Source organism: Vibrio sp. B183, from assembly GCF_000740665.1.
In the GTDB taxonomy this organism is placed as follows: domain Bacteria; phylum Pseudomonadota; class Gammaproteobacteria; order Enterobacterales; family Vibrionaceae; genus Vibrio; species Vibrio coralliilyticus.
Genome location: NZ_JPQB01000045.1, coordinates 1 through 19,286, shown reverse-complemented (window position 1 = coordinate 19,286; position 19,286 = coordinate 1). Strand labels below are relative to the sequence as shown.

Annotated in this window: 20 protein-coding genes and 3 tRNA genes; 20 read left to right on the top strand and 3 right to left on the bottom strand. The window is 46.0% G+C overall.

Annotated features, from left to right (window positions below; all coding sequences use genetic code 11):
• Positions 1–58: 58 nt before the first annotated feature.
• The 3 genes from IX95_RS25515 (at position 59) to IX95_RS25505 (ending at position 343) form a co-directional block, all read left to right on the top strand.
• A tRNA-Met gene (locus IX95_RS25515) sits at positions 59–135 on the top strand.
• 19 nt (positions 136–154) lie between these two features.
• A tRNA-Gly gene (locus IX95_RS25510) sits at positions 155–230 on the top strand.
• Between the two features lie 37 nt (positions 231–267).
• A tRNA-Gly gene (locus IX95_RS25505) sits at positions 268–343 on the top strand.
• Positions 344–889: 546 nt separating this feature from the next.
• Here the strand turns inward: IX95_RS25505 and queG are convergent.
• Positions 890–2,002, bottom strand: coding sequence for a tRNA epoxyqueuosine(34) reductase QueG (gene queG, locus IX95_RS25500; RefSeq protein WP_038165151.1), 1,113 nt, complete (start codon positions 2,000–2,002; stop codon positions 890–892).
• Between the two features lie 200 nt (positions 2,003–2,202).
• Here queG and tsaE point away from each other — a divergent pair, with 200 nt between their 5' ends.
• The 9 genes from tsaE (at position 2,203) to IX95_RS25455 (ending at position 11,574) form a co-directional block, all read left to right on the top strand.
• Positions 2,203–2,664 carry a tRNA (adenosine(37)-N6)-threonylcarbamoyltransferase complex ATPase subunit type 1 TsaE gene (gene tsaE / locus IX95_RS25495; protein ID WP_019275002.1) on the top strand — a complete coding sequence of 154 codons (462 nt, stop codon included), beginning with the start codon at positions 2,203–2,205 and terminating at the stop codon, positions 2,662–2,664.
• Positions 2,661–4,391 (top strand): LysM peptidoglycan-binding domain-containing protein, encoded by a 1,731-nt coding sequence (locus IX95_RS25490; RefSeq protein ID WP_038165148.1) that lies wholly within the window; start codon positions 2,661–2,663, stop codon positions 4,389–4,391. The genes tsaE and IX95_RS25490 overlap by 4 nt, the downstream gene beginning before the upstream one ends.
• An 8-nt stretch (positions 4,392–4,399) precedes the next feature.
• A complete protein-coding gene (mutL, locus tag IX95_RS25485) occupies positions 4,400–6,376 on the top strand; it encodes a DNA mismatch repair endonuclease MutL (protein ID WP_038165145.1) in 1,977 nt (658 codons plus the stop codon).
• A complete protein-coding gene (gene miaA, locus IX95_RS25480) occupies positions 6,373–7,320 on the top strand; it encodes a tRNA (adenosine(37)-N6)-dimethylallyltransferase MiaA (protein ID WP_038165142.1) in 948 nt (315 codons plus the stop codon). The genes mutL and miaA overlap by 4 nt, the downstream gene beginning before the upstream one ends.
• A gap of 187 nt (positions 7,321–7,507) precedes the next feature.
• Entirely contained in the window at positions 7,508–7,774 is a 267-nt protein-coding gene (gene hfq, locus IX95_RS25475; RefSeq protein ID WP_006957051.1) for an RNA chaperone Hfq, read from the top strand.
• A gap of 44 nt (positions 7,775–7,818) precedes the next feature.
• Positions 7,819–9,108 carry a ribosome rescue GTPase HflX gene (hflX, locus tag IX95_RS25470; RefSeq protein WP_019275006.1) on the top strand — a complete coding sequence of 430 codons (1,290 nt, stop codon included), beginning with the start codon at positions 7,819–7,821 and terminating at the stop codon, positions 9,106–9,108.
• A gap of 45 nt (positions 9,109–9,153) precedes the next feature.
• Complete coding sequence (hflK, locus tag IX95_RS25465) at positions 9,154–10,347, top strand: FtsH protease activity modulator HflK (protein ID WP_019275007.1); 1,194 nt, start codon at positions 9,154–9,156, stop codon at positions 10,345–10,347.
• A gap of 2 nt (positions 10,348–10,349) precedes the next feature.
• Entirely contained in the window at positions 10,350–11,327 is a 978-nt protein-coding gene (gene hflC / locus IX95_RS25460; RefSeq protein ID WP_019275008.1) for a protease modulator HflC, read from the top strand.
• A gap of 61 nt (positions 11,328–11,388) precedes the next feature.
• Complete coding sequence (locus tag IX95_RS25455; RefSeq protein WP_038165139.1) at positions 11,389–11,574, top strand: DUF2065 domain-containing protein; 186 nt, start codon at positions 11,389–11,391, stop codon at positions 11,572–11,574.
• On the opposite strand, the gene IX95_RS25450 is transcribed toward IX95_RS25455, so the two are convergent.
• Positions 11,571–11,798, bottom strand: a complete 228-nt coding sequence (locus IX95_RS25450) for a SlyX family protein (protein ID WP_038165136.1) — start codon at positions 11,796–11,798, stop codon at positions 11,571–11,573. The genes IX95_RS25455 and IX95_RS25450 overlap by 4 nt on opposite strands.
• Positions 11,799–11,800: 2 nt before the next feature.
• A complete protein-coding gene (locus IX95_RS25445) occupies positions 11,801–12,781 on the bottom strand; it encodes a WD40 repeat domain-containing protein (RefSeq protein WP_038165133.1) in 981 nt (326 codons plus the stop codon).
• 138 nt (positions 12,782–12,919) lie between these two features.
• On the opposite strand from IX95_RS25445, the gene fkpA reads away from it, so the two are divergent.
• The 8 genes from fkpA (at position 12,920) to fusA (ending at position 19,071) form a co-directional block, all read left to right on the top strand.
• The gene (gene fkpA, locus IX95_RS25440) at positions 12,920–13,714 is read left to right on the top strand and encodes an FKBP-type peptidyl-prolyl cis-trans isomerase (RefSeq protein WP_006957058.1); all 795 of its coding nucleotides are present in this window, start codon (positions 12,920–12,922) and stop codon (positions 13,712–13,714) included.
• A 185-nt stretch (positions 13,715–13,899) separates the two neighbouring features.
• Positions 13,900–14,622, top strand: coding sequence for a helix-turn-helix transcriptional regulator (locus IX95_RS25435; RefSeq protein ID WP_019275011.1), 723 nt, complete (start codon positions 13,900–13,902; stop codon positions 14,620–14,622).
• Positions 14,619–15,014: a sulfurtransferase complex subunit TusD gene (gene tusD, locus IX95_RS25430; RefSeq protein ID WP_019275012.1), complete on the top strand. Its 396-nt coding sequence runs from the start codon at positions 14,619–14,621 to the stop codon at positions 15,012–15,014. Before IX95_RS25435 ends, tusD begins: the two co-directional genes overlap by 4 nt.
• Positions 15,011–15,367 (top strand): sulfurtransferase complex subunit TusC, encoded by a 357-nt coding sequence (gene tusC, locus IX95_RS25425; RefSeq protein ID WP_021458238.1) that lies wholly within the window; start codon positions 15,011–15,013, stop codon positions 15,365–15,367. Before tusD ends, tusC begins: the two co-directional genes overlap by 4 nt.
• A 7-nt stretch (positions 15,368–15,374) precedes the next feature.
• On the top strand, positions 15,375–15,650 hold the full coding sequence (gene tusB, locus IX95_RS25420; protein ID WP_006957062.1) for a sulfurtransferase complex subunit TusB: 276 nt from the start codon (positions 15,375–15,377) through the stop codon (positions 15,648–15,650).
• A gap of 202 nt (positions 15,651–15,852) precedes the next feature.
• Positions 15,853–16,227, top strand: a complete 375-nt coding sequence (gene rpsL, locus IX95_RS25415; RefSeq protein WP_004399892.1) for a 30S ribosomal protein S12 — start codon at positions 15,853–15,855, stop codon at positions 16,225–16,227.
• A 117-nt stretch (positions 16,228–16,344) separates the two neighbouring features.
• Positions 16,345–16,815: a 30S ribosomal protein S7 gene (gene rpsG / locus IX95_RS25410; RefSeq protein ID WP_006957063.1), complete on the top strand. Its 471-nt coding sequence runs from the start codon at positions 16,345–16,347 to the stop codon at positions 16,813–16,815.
• A 156-nt stretch (positions 16,816–16,971) separates the two neighbouring features.
• On the top strand, positions 16,972–19,071 hold the full coding sequence (fusA, locus tag IX95_RS25405; RefSeq protein ID WP_019275016.1) for an elongation factor G: 2,100 nt from the start codon (positions 16,972–16,974) through the stop codon (positions 19,069–19,071).
• The last annotated feature ends 215 nt before the right edge of the window (positions 19,072–19,286 follow it).

Below are 19,286 nucleotides of genomic sequence, written 5' to 3'. Positions count from 1 at the left end.
CTCGTGTGTCGCTCCAAATTTAAAGCTGTCATCGTGCTTAACGGTGAAACAATACGGACGCGGGGTGGAGCAGCTTGGTAGCTCGTCGGGCTCATAACCCGAAGGTCGTCGGTTCAAATCCGGCCCCCGCAACCAATTCTCCTTACGAGAATATGCGACACTAGCTCAGTTGGTAGAGCGCAACCTTGCCAAGGTTGAGGTCACGAGTTCGAACCTCGTGTGTCGCTCCAATTTTCTAAGCCTTCATTATGCTTTGAATAATGAACTGCGACACTAGCTCAGTTGGTAGAGCGCAACCTTGCCAAGGTTGAGGTCACGAGTTCGAACCTCGTGTGTCGCTCCAAATTCTTCTCAGACTTCAGACGTCTGATCGACCTTAAAGGTCACCGCTCTTTATCTAATGCTGCGAAGCATAAACCAATCAAAATCATAATAAGTCCTCCATTACGGTGGGCGTTTTTATGTCTAAAATTCAAATCAGCACGAGATGTGCTCGTTTTATTTTTTAATGACAAGCCTCGGTGAGTCAGGGCTAGCTGTAAAAACTAACAGAGTTATCCACAATTATTGTTCTGTGGATAAGTTGGTGGGTAACCTGATTATGGATGCTGATTTGAGTCGAAGAGAAATGATCTTTTGTGTTATGAAAGTTTCTTTCCGATTCCTGATATTAAGCTAAGCCTTTGTATTAAAAGAATTTATCGATTAGCTGTTGTTAGCTAAAGAGAATCTCGTTCGATCATTAAGTGATTGTTTTTTGATCCTGGTCATTTATGACTAATGTGATTAACTTCTTTAGCTGAAAGAAAACAAGCAATCGCCCTTTCTTTTTTCCACATTCTCGTTTTTAGAGCTAAATCAAATTACGCCGTGTTATATCAGGCAAAGTTTATGCATCTCTGGGGAGCCCTTTTTGTACGATACGGATTAGCCTATTTAGCTTAGTCGATGAATGGGGTATTTGGGCAATTTGTTGCTCTATTGCCCAACGAATATGTTCATCCAGCACTTCACTTAATCCTATACGCTGCTCTAGTGCCTCAATAATATTAGTTGAATATGGCGCATTGCCCATGGCGATCGACAAATTTCTTAACCATTGGATATGACCTATTCTTCGAATGGCAGAACCTTCCATATTTTTGAGAAATGTTTTTTCATCCCATGCAAACAGAGTAACCAGATCTGGTGAGGTTAACGCCTGTCTACGATGAAAATCTTCGCGTTCAGTTAATTCAGAGAAGCGGTTCCATGGGCAGACAAGCTGGCAGTCATCACACCCATAAATACGGTTACCCATCGGTTTGCGGAATTCTTCAGGAATCACGCCGTCGAATTCAATGGTCAGGTAAGAAATGCATCGTCGTGCATCAACGACGCCTTCTTCAATAATGGCTTGAGTAGGGCAGGAAGTGATACAAGCGGTACATTTACCGCAGTCACCTTGGTGCGCTTCATCGATGGGCAAAGGCAAATCGATGAGTAGTTCACCAAGAAAAAACCACGAACCACAATCGTTATCCAGAATGAGGGAATGTTTTCCTGTCCAACCTAGTCCTGCTTTTTGCGCTAAAGGACGCTCTAGAATAGGCGCAGAATCCACAAAAGGGCGGTAGCCAAACTGCCCCACTTCTTGCTCTATTTTCTGGCCAAGTTTCTTTAGCTGGTTGCGTACCAGTTTGTGGTAATCTCGGCCCAGTGCATAGCGGCTTATATAAGCTTGGGTAGGATCGGCTAGGTTGGCTGCAAATAGCGCTTCAGGGGGGAGGTAGTCCATGCGGACGCTAATGACTCGCACTGTGCCAGGCAGAAGCTCAGCAGGGCGTGCTCGCATCATGCCGTGACGTGCCATCCAATCCATTTCACCGTGATAGCCGGCATCAAGCCATTTTTGCAGTGCTGCTTCGTGTTCACTCAGGTCGACATCGCAGATACCGGCTTTCTGGAAGCCAAGCTCTTGTGCCCAAACTTTGATCTTGTTTGCGAGCTCTTGGTAGTTCATGCTAATGACTCTGGTGAAATGGGGGGCGGATCTTAACGGATCTTTTTCGTTGAATCTAGCAGCGAAATCAGAGAATTCATGCCAAAATAGCAGGAATTTGGCTTTTACTTACACAACAGACCTTGTCTCTCAATTCCAACCCAGTTTACTATTCCTGTTCTTTTGATTTTTATATAGTCACCCAGTAGAGATTGATCTTCATGACCACGAAACATTTTGCCCTTAAAGATGAACAAGCAACGATTCAATTAGGGACAGTCTTGGCAAACCTATGCTCTCAACAAACCACCATCTATTTACACGGTGATTTGGGCGCTGGTAAAACGACATTCAGCCGAGGTTTTGTGCGTGCACTGGGTCATCAGGGAAATGTGAAAAGCCCAACCTATACCTTAGTGGAGCCGTACCAGCTAGACCAATGGCAAGTTTATCATTTTGATCTATACCGCTTAGCCGATCCGGAAGAGTTGGAGTTCATGGGGATCCGAGATTACTTTACTCCTGATGCGATCTGTTTGGTTGAATGGCCAGAGAAAGGTCAGGGTTTGCTTCCTCGCGCAGATCTGGATATAGAGTTGCGCTATGACGGTGAAGCGCGCGTGGTTGATCTCACTGCCAATAATGATTATGGATCTAAATTACTTGAACAGTTGGAGTTATGATAATCAATAAATTCGTTCGAGCTGTCTCTGTCTCTTTTCTCCTAGCTCTGTTTCTTTTGCCCACTCGTGTGTGGGCAAATGCTCTTGAAAGTATTCGTGTTTGGCCGTCTCCTGACGAAACCCGTGTGGTTATTGATTTGGCATCGGAGGCGGAGTACAGCTATTTCACACTCAGCAGCCCTGATCGCTTAGTCGTGGATCTCAAGCAGACTTCCATCAATACCAAATTACCGATTAACGTCTCGGAAAGTCCAGTACTGAAAAGGATTCGCAAGAGTTCGCCACCACAGAAAGGTACCTATCGACTGGTGTTTGAACTCAAACGGAAAGTGACGCCTCAGTTGTTTAAGCTGGCGCCTACTCCGGGTGGTCAATATGGTCATCGTTTGGTGATCGACATGCCTCATGGCTCATCCTCTTCATCTACCTCAGCAGCCAAGCCTTCTTCTTCAAGTAGTTCACCTCAAGTGAGTCGAGATGCCTCTCAGCTATTGGGCACCGCTGATATTGTGGTTGCGATTGACGCTGGCCACGGTGGTGAAGACCCGGGTTCTATCGGGCCAAGCCGCAAGTATGAGAAACATGCGACTTTGGCAATCTCCAAGAAAATTGCTGCTCAGATCAATGCCGTTCCGGGCATGAAAGCTGTGTTGACCCGCCGTGGTGATTACTTTGTGAATCTCAACAAACGCTCCGAAATAGCGCGTGGCAGTAAGGCACATTTATTAGTTTCAATTCATGCTGATGGTTTCCGTACTCCACAGCCGCGCGGTGGTTCAGTGTTTGTGCTTAATACACGTCGAGCGAATTCAGAAATCGCCCGTTGGGTAGAGAATCACGAGGAACAGTCGCAACTACTGGGTGGTGCAGGTGAAGTTCTTTCTAAGAACACCAGCGATAAGAATGTTAGCCAGACGTTGTTGGATCTGCAGTTTAGTCATTCTCAGAAAGAAGGCTATAAAGTTGCCACTAAGATCCTCAAACAGATGAGCAGCGCTGGAATTAAACTGCACAAGAAGCAACCTGTGAACGCCAGCCTAGCGGTATTGAAGTCGCCTGATATTCCATCTGTCTTGGTTGAGACTGGGTTCATTACTAACCCGACAGAAGAAAAATTACTTTTCCAACGAAGCCATCAAGATAAATTGGCGCGTGCACTGACTAAAGCAATTGTTCAGTACTTTGAAGCGAATCCACCTGAAGGTACTCTGTTCTCGAATCGCGGTAAGACGATCAAACATAAAGTTAAACGCGGTGAATCGCTGTCAGTGATCGCCAAAAAGTACGGCACGACAACGAAAGCCATCATGCAGGCCAATAAGCTGAAAAGCTCTGGCCTAGCGATTGGTCAGGTGTTGACGATTCCGGGGGCAAAAGGTGCAATACCAGTGCCTAAAGTGACGAATCCGGTAGAAACCAAGACCATCACTCACGTGGTTCAAAGTGGGGAATACCTCGGTAAGATTGCTGCGCGATACAAAGTGTCGGTTGCAACGATTAAACGTGAAAACAAACTGCGTTCTGACACGCTGAAGCTCGGTCAAAAGCTGAAAATTACCGTCAGCATGAAAGATCAACCGTTACGTAAACACAAAGTGAAGCGCGGTGAGTTCCTTGGGAAAATTGCCAGCCAATACGATGTGAGTGTCAGCGCGATCCGAAAAGCCAACAATCTGCGTTCAGATGAACTGGCAATTGGTCAGGTTCTGATCATTCCGAATAAGTAGCGATAAGCATGACGATTAAAATTCTTCCAGCACGACTGGCTAACCAGATTGCCGCAGGGGAAGTGGTTGAGAGACCAGCTTCCGTTGTCAAAGAGCTGGTCGAAAACAGTTTAGACTCTGGTGCTACCCGGATTGATATTGATATCGAAAAAGGCGGCGCTAAGCTTATCCGTGTGCGTGACAATGGCAAAGGCATTGCCAAGGATGAGTTGGGTTTAGCTTTGAGTCGTCATGCGACGTCAAAAATACATAGCTTGGATGATCTTGAAGCGATCATGAGCTTAGGGTTTCGTGGCGAAGCGCTTGCCAGTATCAGTTCTGTTGCCCGCCTTACGCTGACGTCTCGTCCTGCTACACAAGATCAGGCTTGGTCTGCGTACAGTGAAGGGCGCGAGATGCAAGTTAAGCTGCAACCGACGGCGCACCCTATTGGTACGTCAGTCGAAGTGTTGGATCTGTTTTTCAATACGCCAGCTAGGCGTAAATTCCTCCGCACAGAGAAGACCGAGTTTACTCATATTGATGAGCTGTTAAAACGTATCGCTTTAAGCCGATTTGACGTCACGATCAATTTGCGACACAACGGCAAAATGATCAAACAGTACAGAGCGGCTAAGACTCAGGTTCAAGAAGAGAAGCGCATTGCAGCGGTATGTGGCAACCCGTTCGTGCGCAATATGTTAAAAATTGAGCTTGAACACCAAGGGCTCAAGCTGCATGGCTGGATCACGACGCCCGAAGGGGCTCGTCAGCAAAGTGATTTGCAATACTGCTACGTCAATGGCCGTATGATGCGTGACAAATTGATCAACCATGCCATTCGGCAAAGCTACGAGACAAGTCTACGTCCTGATCAGTTTGCCACTTATGTGCTATTTATTGAGATTGACCCTCATCAAGTCGATGTGAATGTCCATCCGGCGAAACATGAAGTGCGTTTCCATCAGGCTCGTCTAGTACATGACTTTATTTATCAAGCCTTGAGTGATGCTCTAGTACAGAGTGCACAGATTGATAAACCCGACATCAACGCCTCTGCATTTCATACAGAACCCGTTACACCGGAAATACCTACTCCCGTCGCTGCCGACACCAATCCTGTGTCTGAAAGCGTGTATCGAGCAGTGGAAAAAGTGCCTGCTTATCCTGGTCAGCAAGGCTATGAAGAAAAGCGTCAAGCTGAGAAAGAGCGTACTCAGGTACGTGAGTCAGCAGCGAAAAGTGACTGGGTAGAGTCGCGTCCTGTACCTCGGCAAAAAGCGAAATCTGAAGAGCGCTATGGAGAGCCAGCACCAAGCAAGCAGGAAGTACGTGCTTACAAAGAGTTACTGGAAACACCAGTATTGTCTCAGAAAGCCCCTTCAATTCCCTCCGAACTCGAACCTGTACCTTCAGCTCTCACAGAGCCTGCTGAGACAATAGAGGCATTGGGCAAAGCTGTCTGCGTGACTCAAGGCCAGTACTTGCTTATGGGAGATAAGCTGGGAGCGAGGATTGTCTCAATGGCTAAAGCAGAATGGTTGCGTGTGAATGGGCAGCTGTCTCTCAATGGAGGTGGATTGAAGAGTCAGCCTCTCTTGGTGCCATTGTCATTGAAACTCGATCCTCAGCAGATCAAAACGTCTCAACAGCATCATGCAACGTTGATGCAGTTTGGGATAGAGTTGAAGAGTCGAAATTCATCCTCATTGATGATCATGGGGGTACCTCAGCCGCTTCGTCAGCAAAATTTGCAACAATTAATACCAGATCTGTTATCTTACGCCGCTTTAATATCAGAGAATGATCAAATATTGCCAGCGCAGGCGCTCTCTGATTGGTTAACCAACCAGATCACACAGGTTAAAAGCGACTACACTTTGTCGGAAGCGATACAGGTCATTGCTGAGATAGAACAACTTTGGCAGGGGAACCTGCCGTTGGATGACCGTACTTTTGTTCGCCCTGTTGATTTTTCTGCAACCATTGCAGCGATGAAGTTATGAAGAATGAATTACCTTTGGCCCTCTTTTTAATGGGACCAACCGCATCGGGGAAAACCGATCTGGCTATCCGCCTACGAAAAAAATTTCCCGTGGAAATTATTTCTGTGGATTCCGCTCTGATTTACAAAGGGATGGATATCGGTACCGCCAAGCCTGATGAAGAAGAACAGGCACAGGCACCGCATCGATTGATCGATATTCTCGATCCTAGCGAGGCCTATTCCGCCGCAGACTTTCGTCGCGATGCGTTGAATGAAATGCACAAGATCGTAGAGCAAGGCAAGATTCCACTCTTGGTTGGTGGCACCATGCTCTATTACAAAGCACTACTGGAAGGTTTGTCACCTCTTCCGGCTGCAAACCCTGAAATCCGTCAGCAAATTGAGCAAGAAGCATTGACTCTAGGCTGGGAGGTACTGCACGATCAACTCAAAGAGATTGATCCGGTTTCCGCTGAACGAATCCACCCTAATGATCCGCAAAGATTGTCTCGGGCATTGGAAGTTTATCGAATTTCAGGTAAAACTCTTACTGAACTGACTCAAACCAAAGGTGAAAGCCTGCCGTTTAGAGTAAAACAGTTTGCTATAGCTCCCAAGGAAAGGGCTGAACTCCATAGCCGAATCGAATTGAGATTCGACAAAATGATGGAAGCAGGGTTTGAGCAAGAAATGCGTGAGTTGTACGCTCGCGATGATCTTAACCCCGATCTTCCTTCTATTCGTTGCGTCGGTTATCGGCAGATGTGGGATTATTTGGATGGGAATTGCACACTTGATGATGCCATATTTAAAGGCATTTGTGCGACCCGCCAGTTGGCCAAGCGACAAATCACCTGGTTACGCAGCTGGGATGATTTAACTTGGTTAGATAGCGAAAACATAGAACAGTCTCTAGAAACCGTATCAAATGCCATAGCGTCTGAAGGTTTTAGCTGTGTATAATGTGATCGCTTTTGCGTGAATGTACCCTGTAAAGGATCTGTTACTTGAAATTTGACGGTAAAGCCGTCATAACAGGTAACGACAGGGTGTTTTTTATCGTTTAGCTCAGATGCAAAGGCCGCACCTAGTTTTGCAGCGCACCACTAGCTAAATAACTAGAACAAAATTACAAAATAAGGAAAATAAAATGGCTAAGGGGCAATCTCTTCAAGACCCATTCTTAAATGCATTACGTCGTGAACGTATTCCCGTATCAATCTACCTAGTAAACGGAATTAAACTACAGGGTCAGATTGAGTCTTTCGATCAATTTGTGATCTTGCTGAAAAACACAGTAAACCAAATGGTATACAAGCACGCTATCTCTACGGTAGTTCCTGCTCGTCCAGTTAGCCACCACAGTGGCGAACGTCCTCAGGGTGGCGAGCGTCAGCAAGAGAAATCAGAAGATTAATTCTCTGAACAAGAAAATTAGTATTATTTTAAGGAGTTGATTGCTTGTTTGACCGTTATGAAGCCGGTGAGCGAGCCGTACTTGTTCATATCAACTTCACGCAAGAAGGGGAGTGGGAAGATCTCAGCGAGTTTGAAATGCTGGTATCTTCAGCTGGTGTCTCAACGTTACAAGTTGTAACCGGTAGTCGCCAGTCACCACACCCTAAATATTATGTCGGAGAGGGTAAAGCTCAGGAAATTGCCCAAGCGGTGCAACTTGCTGCTGCGGATATAGTGATATTCAATCACGCCCTCTCTCCTGCCCAAGAACGTAACCTAGAATCGTTGTGTAAATGTCGAGTCCTTGATCGTACCGGTCTGATCCTCGATATCTTTGCTCAACGCGCCCGAACACACGAAGGTAAATTGCAGGTTGAGCTCGCTCAGCTTCGTCATATCTCTACTCGACTTATTCGTGGTTGGACTCACCTTGAGCGACAAAAAGGTGGTATTGGTTTACGTGGTCCAGGTGAAACCCAGTTAGAAACTGACCGACGTCTTTTGCGTGACCGTATAAAAGCTATCTTGCGCCGCTTGGAAAAAGTGGCAAAGCAGCGTGAACAAGGTCGCCGAGCCAGAAATCGAGCGGAAATCCCAACTATCTCTCTGGTTGGTTATACCAACGCGGGTAAATCCACCATGTTTAACCGCATTACCGAAGCGGGCGTATATGCAGCAGACCAGCTGTTTGCCACTTTGGATCCAACGTTGAGAAAAATTGAGCTTGCGGATGTGGGAACAGCCATTTTGGCTGACACGGTTGGATTTATCCGGCATTTACCCCATGACCTAGTTGCCGCTTTTAAAGCGACCCTGCAAGAAACGCAGGAAGCTGACATTTTGTTACATGTTGTCGATGCCAGTGATGAGCGTTTTCGTGAGAATATTCACGCTGTTCATGAAGTGCTTGAAGAGATTGATGCCCATGAGGTACCAGCTCTTCTCGTAATGAACAAAATTGATAATCTCGAAGACCAGAAACCTCGAATTGAAAGGGACGAAGAAGGTGTTCCTCGTGCCGTTTGGGTTTCGGCAATGGAAGGCATTGGTATTGAACTGCTGTTTGATGCTCTGACTGAGCGCTTAGCTAGTCAAATGGTTCAGTATCAATTGCGAATACCGCCACAACATCAGGGGCGCATTCGTAGTACATTCTTCCAAATGAAATGTATTCAACGAGAAGAATATGATCAGGATGGTAACTTGTTGATTGATGTTCGCATGCAACAAGTGGATTGGTCTAGACTTGAAAAAAGAGAAGGGGCAGTTTTACGTGACTTTATAGTTACTTAAATGACTGCTACAGTATAACGTCATATCAAATGATGGAGCTTTCTAATGGCGTGGAATGAGCCTGGTAATAACAACGGCAACAATGGCCGCGATAACGACCCTTGGGGGAGTAATAATCGTGGTAACAAAGGTGGCCGTGATCAAGGACCGCCAGACTTAGACGAAGTATTTAACAAACTGAGTCAGAAACTGGGTGGAAAGTTTGGTGGTGGAAAAGGAGGCAAAGGATCTTCTATCGGTGGTGGCGGTGCACTAGGTTTTGGTGTCATTGCAGTAATCGCGATAGCAATCTGGTTCTTTGCGGGCTTTTACACCATCGGTGAAGCAGAACGTGGTGTTGTTCTACGATTGGGTAAATACGATCGCGTCGTAGATCCTGGTCTGAACTGGCGCCCTCGCTTCATTGATGAAGTTACTCCTGTCAACGTACAGGCAATTCGCTCACTGCGTTCATCTGGTCTAATGCTGACTAAAGATGAAAACGTTGTGACGATAGCGATGGATGTTCAGTACCGTGTTGCTGACCCATACAAATACCTATTCCGCGTGACGAACGCAGATGATAGCTTACGCCAAGCGACCGACTCTGCGCTTCGCGCAGTGATTGGTGACTCTCTGATGGATAGCATCCTGACGACTGGTCGTCAGCAAATCCGTCAAAGTACTCAGGAAACGTTAAATGAAATCGTAGATAGCTACGATATGGGTGTTGTCATTGTTGACGTCAACTTCCAGTCTGCGCGTCCACCTGAGCAAGTTAAAGACGCATTCGACGATGCTATCGCAGCACGTGAGGATGAAGAGCGTTTTGAACGTGAAGCAGAAGCTTACCGTAACGATATTCTTCCAAAAGCGACGGGTCGAGCTGAGCGTCTGAAGAAAGAAGCGTTAGGTTACTCTGAGCGCGTAGTGAATGAAGCACTTGGTCAAGTAGCGCAGTTTGAGAAACTACTTCCTGAATACCAAGCAGCGCCTGAAGTTACTCGTAACCGTTTGTACCTAGATACTATGGAACGCGTTTATTCAAGCACGTCTAAAGTCCTGATTGATTCGGAATCAAGCGGTAACCTTCTGTATCTGCCTATTGATAAACTGGCGGGTCAAGAAGGTAAGACTCAAACCAAACGTAGCACGAAGTCTTCTTCTGCATACGATCAAATTGAGCTAGAAACTCAGACAAATGAGACAACTTCAGACTCGCAATCTCGTTCAACTGGTTCACGTCAAGGGAGATATTAAGAATGCGTAAGTTAATGATCCCTGTATTAGTCGTTACCATTGTTCTACTGCTAATGTCAGTATTTGTCATTCAAGAAGGCGAACGTGGATTGGTGATTCGATTTGGTCGTGTTCTTGATGATAACGGCGTATCAAGAATCTACGAGCCAGGCTTGCATTTTAAGATGCCGCTATTCGATCGAGTGAAAACTCTGGATGCGCGTATTCAAACAATGGATAGCCGTTCTGACCGTTTCGTAACGTCTGAGAAAAAAGACGTGTTGATCGATACTTACGTTAAGTGGCGCATCTCAGACTTCGGTCGTTACTACCTAACCACTGGTGGTGGTAATACGTTGACAGCGGAAGCGCTACTTGAACGTAAAGTTACCGACGTACTACGTTCTGAAATTGGTGCTCGTGAGATCAAGCAGATTGTTTCTGGCCCGCGTAACAAAGATGTACTTCCTGAAAGTGCAGACAGCGAAGAAGTGACAACTGAAGCGGCTCTTGAAGCGCTAGAAGTTGACGGTGAGCGTGACCAAATTATGGAGAACGTTCTTGTTGGCACTTCAGACAGCGCAATGACTGACTTGGGTGTTGAGATCGTTGATTTCCGTATGAAGAAAATCAACCTACCTGACGAAATCAGTGAGTCCATCTACCGCCGTATGAGAGCTGAGCGTGAATCTGTAGCGCGTAAGCACCGTTCTCAAGGTCGTGAGAAGGCAGAAGTTATTCGTGCACAAGCTGATCTAGAAGTGGCAACAGTTCTAGCAGAAGCCGATAAAACTGCACGTGTAACTCGAGGTGAAGCGGATGCGAAATCTGCGAAAATCTACTCGGATGCTTATAACAAAGATCCAGAATTCTTTGGCTTTATGCGTTCTCTAAAAGCTTATGAGACATCATTCAGCGATAAGAGCGATATCTTAGTACTGGATCCGAAGAGTGACTTCTTCCAGTACATGAATAACTCTGCTGGTGCACCAGCGAAGTAAGTTCAAGTTGATAGATAACAAAGGCTCCCTTGTGGAGCCTTTCTTTTTTGAGGAGCTACGTATGTCGAACTCATTGTGGGTCGCATTAGGTTTAGTGTTAATCGTCGAAGGGCTAGGGCCTTTAATTGCCCCTAATGGCTGGCGTAATATGGTTGCTCAGTTAAGTGAACAACCCGACAATCAACTCAGGCGTATCGGCGGTTGTCTAGTGGTCGCTGGTGCCGTGATTGCATACGTGTTTAGTTAGTAGTGTGGAGGCGGGGTTTCTTGGGCTGGATCGGCTAAATTAGATGAGTCCATGTTTTTGACCTTGCCCACCACGTATTTCATCTGGTCCTGCATTTTCGTGATCAGCAGTTGCTGCTGGCTCAATGCATCATTAAGAGACTCAATAGTCTGTTCTTGAAAGGCCAGCTGGCACTCCATGTCGTTTAGACGGTTCTCCAGTTCTTTAACACGCTTTTCTGTCATGATTAGTAGTCCACGCTCCAAGCTTGAGCAATTCCTGCGGAAGTGCCCGAGATCACTCGGTTCTGATTATCAAAAGCTGCATCATACACCACTGCGCGTGGAGGGCGAGTATCTTTTAAAGGCTCTGCTTCAAATCCATCAACCTTCTTACCTGTTTGTACATCCCAAACCATAATTCGGCTTGAGGGGGTACCAGTGACAAGGAACTGACCATCATCTGAGAAGCGGGCTGTTGAGAAGATCAACTGACGAGAAAAACTGCGTAGGTTGGAAATTTGCTCTCCGGTTCTGAGATCCCAGATGATTGCCTGATTGCCCCCGTCCGAGGTAAAGGCGTACAAACCATCCCGTTGTAGGGCGACACGATTGATACGCTGCTCATGTTCAAAGCTCTTAAGAATTTGCCCTGTGCGGGTATCCCATAGGTAGGCAGTGTAGTCATTGCCTCCAGATATGGCGAAGCGACCATTAGGAGACAGGGCGACAGAATTCACTTTTTCATTGTGGGCAAGGAACTCTAATCGTCTTCCAGTGACTAAGTTGACGTAAATGGCCTTGCCGTTAGACAACCCCAGCAAGACTTGTTCGCCATTGCTGGCAATGTCGACATCGCGAATTAATCCGTCGGAGATGGACCAAAGACCTTGTGCTTGTGTCCACGCTAAATCCCAAACCGCGAAGTTGATTTGCGTTGCGGTGACGGCAAATCGGCCATTATCTGAGATACGGATTCGAGAAACGGTACTGGCTTGAGGATCTTGTTCGCCTAATGAGGCAAGCTGCTGGCTTTCGTAGAGGTCCCACAGCACCAGTTGATGCTCTTTGGAGTACAACAGGGCAAAGCGGGCATCTCGGCTTAGGGCGAAACTGGTGGTTCCTAGGGGTTCAATTACCCAACGTTGATCATCCTGCGTGGAGAAAAAGCAGCCATTTAACGTGGCGATGACAAACGTAAGTACCAGAGTGTGAAAAATAATTCGCATTAAATACAAAGATCCGCTTTAGTTAACGTTTAATTAAAACGCATATTGGTTATAGTGGTACAACATGCTTATGAGCACCAGTCTAAATTCCAGATTTGTGCGCAAAGACAAATGGTTAGCCATTAATTGGAGAATTCAATGAAATCTATTTTTAAGGTGTCACTGCTTGCAGCAACAGTAATGTTGGCGGTTGGCTGTCAGAAAGAAGAAGAAGCTAAAACAGAAGCTGCGCCTGCAGCCGAGCAAGTGCAAGCAGAAGCCGGTAAAACGGTTCACTTTAAAACCGACGATGAAAAAGCAGCTTACGCAATTGGCGTTTCGTTCGCTAACTACCTGAATACTAGCCTAGATAAGCCAAACGAAATTGGTATCAATCTAGATAAAGACCTTGTATTGAAAGGCATTGAACATGTGTTTGCGGGTAACCCTGAGCTAAATGAAGAAGAAACACGCGCAGCACTTGAGTCGCTAGACAAGCGTGTAGCTGAAACGATGCAAAAGCAAGCAGCAGAAAAAGCAGCTGAAGCAAAGAAAGCGGGTGATGATTTCCGTGCTGATTTCGAAAAGCAGGAAGGTGTGAAAAAGACTGAATCAGGTCTACTTTACCAAGTAATGACTCCAGCTAAAGGTGATCAACCGAAAGACACGGATACGGTTCAGGTTCATTACAAAGGCACATTGATTGACGGCACTCAATTCGATAGCTCATACGATCGTGGCGAACCAGCGACGTTCCCACTTAACCGTGTGATTTCTGGTTGGACAGAAGGCGTTCAGCTGATGCCTGTGGGTTCTAAATTCAAATTCGTTATCCCACCAGAGCTAGCATATGGTGAGCAAGATACACCAAGCATCCCTGCAAACTCGACATTGGTATTTGAGGTTGAGCTGCTGAAAATCGATAACGGTGAAGGTGAGCAAGCGGTTCAATAAACCACCGTTCTCTTAATAAAGATGGAAAGGTCTGACGAAAGTCAGGCCTTTTTTCATTTTCTGAGCGCTGTATCGCGTGAATAATTTGTTCTAAATCACTAGATAGCGGCATTGCTAGATGTTCAATTCAAAATTTCTGATAAACTTACACCAATTTGTTGATTTTTCGCTCGAAGGCTTAAAAAGTGACAACTACAGACACAGTAAACACGGATATGTTGCTCGAAATGGAATCTGTCAATGTGATGCCATTTAGTGAGCATGACAAAATTATATTGAGATCGTACGAAGCCGTTGTAGATGGCATCGCAAGCCTGATCGGCCCATTTTGTGAAATCGTGCTCCACTCACTGGAGGATCTCAATACATCAGCCATTAAAATTGCCAATGGCGAAAATACAGGTCGTCAGGTCGGTTCACCAATCACGGATTTAGCATTGAAAATGCTGCGTGATATCGAGGGCTCTGAACGCAACTTCTCGCGTTCATATTTTACCCGCGCTAAAGGTGGTGTGTTGATGAAGTCGATTACCGTTGCGATTCGTAATGGTGAGAATCGGGTGATTGGCCTTTTATGTATCAACGTTAATCTCGATGCGCCTTTCTCTCAGGTGTTACAGTCTTTCATGCCAACAGAAGAAGCAAAGCAAGCGGCATCGTCAGTTAACTTTGCCAGTGATGTGGAAGAGCTGGTGGACCAAACGGTTGAGCGTACAATTGAAGAAATCAACGCTGATAAGTCAGTATCGAACAACACCAAAAACCGTCAGATTGTGATGGAGCTGTACGATAAAGGTATCTTCGATATTAAAGATGCGATTAACCGAGTTGCCGATCGCTTGAATATCTCGAAACACACAGTGTACCTCTACATTCGCCAGCGCAAGACTGAGGATGACGAGAGTTGAGTTGTTTGAGTTACACCTTAGTTGTTAACGGTTCTGTGTATGGCAGCCAGTCTGCTCGAACGGCGTATCAGTTTGCCCGTAGTTTGATTGGTAAAGGTCATCGGTTAGTGAGTGTGTTCTTTTACCAAGATGGCGTAACCAACGGAACCGCGCTGAGTGTACCAGCGAATGACGAATTTGATGTGGTTAAAGCGTGGCAATCTCTGGCTTCAGAACACGCCGTGCGCCTTGAGACTTGTGTTGCTGCCGCATTGCGTCGTGGTGTAGTCAGTCAGGATGAAGCCAACCAACACAGCTTGATGCAAAGTAACCTTGCGGATGGCTTTCATCAGGCTGGGTTAGGCAGTCTGGCTGAAGCCATGCTTACCCAAGACAGAGTGGTGCAGTTTTGAGTCAGTTAACCTATGTATTCCGCAGTGCCCCCCATGGCAGCGCGTCTGGCCGAGAAGGGGTCGATGCCTTGTTGGCGGCGTCAGCGTACTGTGAAGACATCAGCGTATTGTTTATTGGTGATGGGGTGTACCAGCTGATTGCCGGTCAGCAAACAGGCGATATCCTTAGTAAAGATTATTCACCTATGCTCAAATTGTTTGATCTCTACGATATCGAACAAGTGTACGTCTGCTCGGATTCATTAGCTGAACGGGGTTTAGCGCAAGCTGACTTAGTCATCGACGCTGAATCGCTATCTATAGTTGATATGCAGGCGCAGCTCCATCGCGCTGGCAAAGTACTTTCTTTCTAAGGGAATCATGTTACATATTGTTAAGTCTGTGGCGGCTCTGGAAGACGTCGTTAAGGTGTATGTTGATGGCGATGCTTTGCTATTGATTGAAGATGCTGTTTACGCGGTTAATCCCCAACATAAGACGTACCCACTAATAAAAGGCTTCAATACCTTTGTGTTGCAGAGTGATCTGGCAGCCCGTGGTATCCTTAACCGTATGAGCCCATCTATAGAGATGGTCGACTACGAAGGCTTTGTTGACCTTACTTCTGAGCAAGAAAACTCTCTCACCTGGGATTAAGTCTTTTCCTTGGCAGACTGTGAATAAGCATTTACGGCACACGCGTTCGAGTTGAACAAAAAAGATCCGTATATTTCTTGACACACCTCTCACTGCTGCATAGAATTTTGCGTCCCTATTTGTACGAAGTGCTTTGGTACGACGTGTAGATAGGGTTAGATTTTTCACAAAGCTTACTTTTAAGTAAATCAGGAGCTAGTTAATGGCAACTATTAACCAGTTGGTACGTAAGCCACGTGCAAAGCAAGTTGTTAAAAGCAACGTGCCAGCACTAGAAGCGTGCCCACAAAAACGTGGTGTATGTACTCGTGTTTACACTACTACACCTAAAAAACCTAACTCGGCACTACGTAAAGTATGTCGTGTACGTCTAACAAACGGTTTCGAAGTAACTTCGTACATCGGTGGTGAAGGTCACAACCTTCAAGAGCACTCAGTTGTTCTAATCCGTGGCGGTCGTGTTAAAGACCTTCCGGGTGTACGTTACCACACAGTACGTGGTGCACTTGACTGTGCTGGCGTAAATGACCGTAAACAAGGTCGTTCTAAGTACGGTGTGAAGCGTCCTAAGTCTTAATCGTCTTTTCTTTTAAAGAGAAGCGTTAAGTAAGGCCAAACACTAAAATTAATATTAATTTTTGAAGAAACTGTAAAGTTTTGGATAACCTGAAGAATAAGACAACGGAGAAATTCCATGCCACGTCGTCGCGTCATCGGTCAGCGTAAGATCCTTCCAGATCCAAAGTTCAAATCAGAACTGCTGGCAAAATTCGTTAACATCCTTATGGTTGACGGTAAAAAATCTACTGCAGAGAAAATTGTTTACACTGCACTAGATGCAATGGCTGAGAAATCTGGTAAAGATCACTTAGCTGTATTTGAAGAAGCTCTTGAAAATGTTCGCCCTGCGGTAGAGGTTAAATCTCGTCGCGTGGGTGGTTCAACTTACCAAGTACCTGTAGAAGTACGTCCGGTTCGCCGTAACGCACTTGCTATGCGCTGGGTAGTTGAAGCTGCGCGTAAGCGTGGTGAAAAATCTATGGCTCAACGCCTAGCTGCTGAAATGCTAGACGCGTCTGAGAACAAAGGTACTGCTGTTAAGAAACGTGAAGACGTTCACCGTATGGCAGAAGCGAACAAAGCATTCGCTCATTACCGCTGGTAATACCTTTCAGTGCCGCGAGAACCCTCGCGGCGCTACTCTAGTTCCTATGCGCAAGCTTAGGAACTATTGCTATATCTAGGGCACGTGAAAATTGCCATGAGCAGACTAAAATGCAACTAGAAATAGCAATAGTCCCTAATTCAAGAGGATTCAATCGTGGCTCGTAAAACACCTATTGAGCGCTACCGTAACATTGGTATCGTCGCTCACGTAGACGCAGGTAAAACAACCACAAGTGAACGTATTCTGTTCTACACCGGCCTTTCTCATAAAATCGGTGAAGTTCACGATGGTGCTGCTACCATGGACTGGATGGAGCAGGAGCAAGAGCGTGGTATCACAATCACCTCAGCGGCTACGACAACTTTCTGGCGTGGTATGGATGCACAATTCCAAGACCACCGCATCAACATTATCGATACTCCTGGACACGTAGATTTCACTATCGAAGTAGAGCGTTCACTACGCGTACTTGATGGTGCTGTTGTTGTGTTCTGTGGTTCATCGGGTGTTGAACCTCAATCTGAAACTGTATGGCGTCAAGCTGACAAGTACCACGTTCCTCGCATGGTATTTGTGAACAAGATGGACCGTGCAGGTGCTGACTTCCTTCGTGTTGTTGATCAAATTAAAAACCGTCTTGGTGCTAACCCTGTTCCTATCCAACTTAATGTTGGTGCGGAAGAAGACTTCAAAGGTGTTATTGACCTGATCAAGATGAAGATGATCAACTGGAGTGAAGCAGACCAAGGTACAACCTTTACTTACGAAGATATTCCAGCGGACATGCTTGAGCTTGCTGAAGAGTGGCACAACAATCTAGTTGAGTCAGCGGCAGAAGCTAGCGAAGAGCTAATGGATAAGTATCTTGAAGAAGGCGAACTAACGGAAGCTGAAATCAAGCAAGCATTACGTACTCGTACACTAAATAACGAAATCGTACTGGCCACTTGTGGTAGTGCGTTTAAGAACAAAGGTGTTCAAGCGGTACTTGATGCAGTAGTCGAATTCCTACCATCGCCAATCGATGTTCCAGCGATCAAAGGTGTTGATGACAACGACAACGAAGTTGAGCGTCATGCAGACGACAACGAACCGTTCTCAGCACTCGCATTCAAAATCGCGACCGACCCGTTTGTAGGTACGCTAACCTTTATGCGTGTTTACTCTGGTGTGGTCAACTCTGGCGATGCGGTTTACAACTCTGTTAAACAGAAAAAAGAACGCTTTGGTCGTATCGTACAGATGCACTCAAACAAGCGTGATGAAATTAAAGAAGTTCGCGCAGGTGATATTGCAGCGGCAATTGGCCTGAAAGACGTGACAACAGGTGACACACTGTGTGACCAGAACCACAAGGTGATTCTGGAGCGCATGGAGTTCCCTGACCCAGTAATTCAGATCGCGGTAGAGCCTCGCTCTGTTGCCGATCAAGAAAAGATGGCTATTGCGCTAGGTAAACTAGCCGCAGAAGATCCGTCTTTCCGCGTAGAAACGGATGACGAAACAGGTCAGACACTGATCTCTGGTATGGGTGAGCTTCACCTAGATATCATCGTTGACCGTATGAAACGTGAATTCAGCGTTGACTGTAATGTTGGTAAACCTCAGGTTGCTTACCGAGAGACGATTCGTGGTAACGCGGAAGTTGAAGGTAAATTTGTACGTCAATCTGGTGGTCGTGGTCAGTATGGTCACGTATGGATCAAACTGGAGCCATCTGAACCTGGTGAAGGTTTTGTCTTTGTTGACGAAATTGTGGGTGGTGTTGTTCCTAAGGAATACATCAGTTCGGTAGCGAAAGGTATCGAAGAGCAAATGAACAGTGGTGTTCTAGCGGGTTACCCGGTTCTAGACATTAAAGCAACACTGTTTGATGGTTCTTACCACGATGTTGACTCTAACGAGATGGCGTTTAAGATCGCTGGCTCGATGGCATTCAAGAAGGGTTCATTAGAAGCACAGCCTGTACTTCTTGAGCCAATGATGAATGTTGAAGTAACTACGCCTGAAGATTGGATGGGTGACGTTGTTGGTGATCTAAACCGCCGTCGCGGTATGATCGAAGGTATGGACGATGGTGTGGCTGGTATTAAGATCATCCGCGCTCAAGTACCACTATCTGAGATGTTTGGTTACGCAACTGATCTACGTTCTGCAACTCAAGGCCGTGCGTCTTATTCTATGGAGTTTAACGAGTACGCTGAAGTACCGAAAAACTTTGCAGATAAAATCATTGCAGACCGTGGTTACTAATAAATCGTATTAACCTTTAAAAATAGCAAGACTTTTTTAAAGATCAATACGTCCAAATATTGCGCTGACGGACGTTGGCGCATAAAATAGCAAATTCTGGCGCGTCGTGATCAATAATGTTCGCGGCGAATCATAACTAGGAAGGAACACGATCGTGTCTAAAGAAAAATTTGAACGTACTAAACCGCACGTTAACGTTGGTACTATCGGCCACG

What these genes read in the sequence shown, in the direction of transcription:
- queG (WP_038165151.1), bottom strand. Translation starts at nt 2,002, where the DNA reads ATGAACTACCAAGAGCTCGCAAACAAGATCAAAGTTTGGGCACAAGAG.
- tsaE (WP_019275002.1), top strand. Translation starts at nt 2,203, where the DNA reads ATGACCACGAAACATTTTGCCCTTAAAGATGAACAAGCAACGATTCAA.
- IX95_RS25490 (WP_038165148.1), top strand. Translation starts at nt 2,661, where the DNA reads ATGATAATCAATAAATTCGTTCGAGCTGTCTCTGTCTCTTTTCTCCTA.
- mutL (WP_038165145.1), top strand. Translation starts at nt 4,400, where the DNA reads ATGACGATTAAAATTCTTCCAGCACGACTGGCTAACCAGATTGCCGCA.
- miaA (WP_038165142.1), top strand. Translation starts at nt 6,373, where the DNA reads ATGAAGAATGAATTACCTTTGGCCCTCTTTTTAATGGGACCAACCGCA.
- hfq (WP_006957051.1), top strand. Translation starts at nt 7,508, where the DNA reads ATGGCTAAGGGGCAATCTCTTCAAGACCCATTCTTAAATGCATTACGT.
- hflK (WP_019275007.1), top strand. Translation starts at nt 9,154, where the DNA reads ATGGCGTGGAATGAGCCTGGTAATAACAACGGCAACAATGGCCGCGAT.
- hflC (WP_019275008.1), top strand. Translation starts at nt 10,350, where the DNA reads ATGCGTAAGTTAATGATCCCTGTATTAGTCGTTACCATTGTTCTACTG.
- IX95_RS25455 (WP_038165139.1), top strand. Translation starts at nt 11,389, where the DNA reads ATGTCGAACTCATTGTGGGTCGCATTAGGTTTAGTGTTAATCGTCGAA.
- IX95_RS25450 (WP_038165136.1), bottom strand. Translation starts at nt 11,798, where the DNA reads ATGACAGAAAAGCGTGTTAAAGAACTGGAGAACCGTCTAAACGACATG.
- IX95_RS25445 (WP_038165133.1), bottom strand. Translation starts at nt 12,781, where the DNA reads ATGCGAATTATTTTTCACACTCTGGTACTTACGTTTGTCATCGCCACG.
- fkpA (WP_006957058.1), top strand. Translation starts at nt 12,920, where the DNA reads ATGAAATCTATTTTTAAGGTGTCACTGCTTGCAGCAACAGTAATGTTG.
- tusB (WP_006957062.1), top strand. Translation starts at nt 15,375, where the DNA reads ATGTTACATATTGTTAAGTCTGTGGCGGCTCTGGAAGACGTCGTTAAG.
- rpsL (WP_004399892.1), top strand. Translation starts at nt 15,853, where the DNA reads ATGGCAACTATTAACCAGTTGGTACGTAAGCCACGTGCAAAGCAAGTT.
- rpsG (WP_006957063.1), top strand. Translation starts at nt 16,345, where the DNA reads ATGCCACGTCGTCGCGTCATCGGTCAGCGTAAGATCCTTCCAGATCCA.